Origin of the sequence: Streptomyces sp. NPDC059909, from assembly GCF_042730885.1 — a bacterium.
In the GTDB taxonomy this organism is placed as follows: Bacteria; Actinomycetota; Actinomycetes; order Streptomycetales; family Streptomycetaceae; genus Streptomyces.
In genome coordinates this window covers 1-1486 of record NZ_JBHWKX010000223.1, presented here as the reverse complement: position 1 = coordinate 1486, position 1486 = coordinate 1, and the positions used below count along the sequence as shown (strand labels likewise).

The window sequence follows — 1486 nt, the reverse complement described above, 5'->3', positions numbered from 1 at the left end:
TCGAGCGGCTCGCACCGATGGCCGTGCACCCACCGGGACCGAGAGGTCACAACCCTACTCGTGAGGGCTGCAGAAGGGATGGTCCTCTAATGAGCCCTGAAGCCGGTCCGTTCGATCCGGGCCCCGACGGCAAGAACACCCACCTCGTGCTGGAGAACGCCCACGGGCAGCTGTCCCTGTGGCCCGCCTGGCGCGCCGTACCGCCGGGTTGGAACGCCCGCTTCGGCCCCGCCCCCCACGACGCCTGCGCGCGCCAGGTGGATGCGGCCCGGGGATGACTCTCGGCGCCGGACGAGGGCAGGCGATGGCCGCCGCGGCAAGGGTGTCGCAGGTGCGCAAGGCAGAGTCGCGGCTGCCGGTGCTTCCCGTCCAGCAGCACGAGGACGGGGCGCTGCCCATCATCGAGGGGACCGTCATCCCTCTGGTCGTGGAGAAGCTGCCCAGCGGCGGGGTCAACAAGCCCGTGTGGCTGCGGTGGTCGGGCACCGGCGTCTCCGCAGTCCGGAGGCGGCCGACCGGCGGACCTGGCTGGTGATCACCGCCTGTGCCCAGCTCCGGCCTGCCCGGCCGCTCGCCGCCGACTTGCGTCGGCCATGGGAGAAGCCGGCCCGCTGATGCGCTCACGGCCTGGTTCATTCCTGCCCTGGCAGTGAGCCTTTTCCAACCTCAGGTTGAGCAGGTCACGTGGAGGGTGAGGACGGCCTGAACGAGTGCGGTGATGCGGGTGGTGCTGCACCGCTTCGTGGGCGAGGAAATCGGTCGCGCCCCGTGAGGTGAGCCGCTAACTTCCGCCTGAGCGCAGTGAGGTACGAGACGCGACCACGAAGGGAGCCAGGCATGGAGACTGAGGGCGCGCGGACCGACCGTTTGGGCTTACTGCTCGACCAGTTCGACCACGCCAGGGAGATGGCCCAGGTGCGGCTGACGGGGCTCGGCGACGAGGAGTACCTGTGGGAGCCGGTGCCCGGTTGCTGGTCGATCCGGCGCCGGGGCGAGGCGGCGACGCCCAGGGCGTTCGGGCCGGGCGAGTGGGTGCTCGACTTGGGCGACCCGGACATCCCGGCGAACGAGTACGCCGAGGTTGCCCGGCAGGCCGCCGGCGGCATGACGGTCGCCAAGATCGCCGATGACTGGAGCGTGAGTGTCGAGCGGGTCGAGCAGATCCTCGCCCACACCGGCGCGCCGGAGCCTGACGAAGCGCCGGTCACGACCATCGCGTGGCGGCTGGGGCACCTGCACTTCTGCTTCGCGGGCGGATGGGAGTGGACCTTCGGTGAACGGCGGCAGGAGCCGAAGCTGCTGGTCGACTTCACCCCCTCCGCCGCCTTGGCACTCGAGCGGTTCTGGGCGCTGATCGACCGCTGGCGCGACAGCGTCGCCGCCATCACCGACGGTGACTGGTTTGGTGGTCGTCTCGGGCTGAGTTGATCTGCGGGCCTGGATTGTTGATCATTGGGGATCGTGTCCGAGACCCCGTCGCTGCCGA

The 1486-nt window shown here is 70.3% G+C and carries 1 protein-coding gene and 2 pseudogenes; all 3 read left to right on the top strand.

The genetic code is table 11. The features are described 5' to 3' along the window. Window positions 1-89 precede the first annotated feature (89 nt). Entirely contained in the window at window positions 90-278 is a 189-nt protein-coding gene (locus ACFV9O_RS40385) for an MbtH family NRPS accessory protein (RefSeq protein WP_385428071.1), read from the top strand. 104 nt (window positions 279-382) lie between these two features. Next, window positions 383-609: pseudogene (locus ACFV9O_RS40380) on the top strand (transposase); the annotation flags it as partial. Between the two features lie 228 nt (window positions 610-837). Continuing rightward, window positions 838-1392, top strand: a pseudogene (locus tag ACFV9O_RS40375) (DinB family protein); the annotation flags it as partial. Window positions 1393-1486 lie beyond the last annotated feature (94 nt).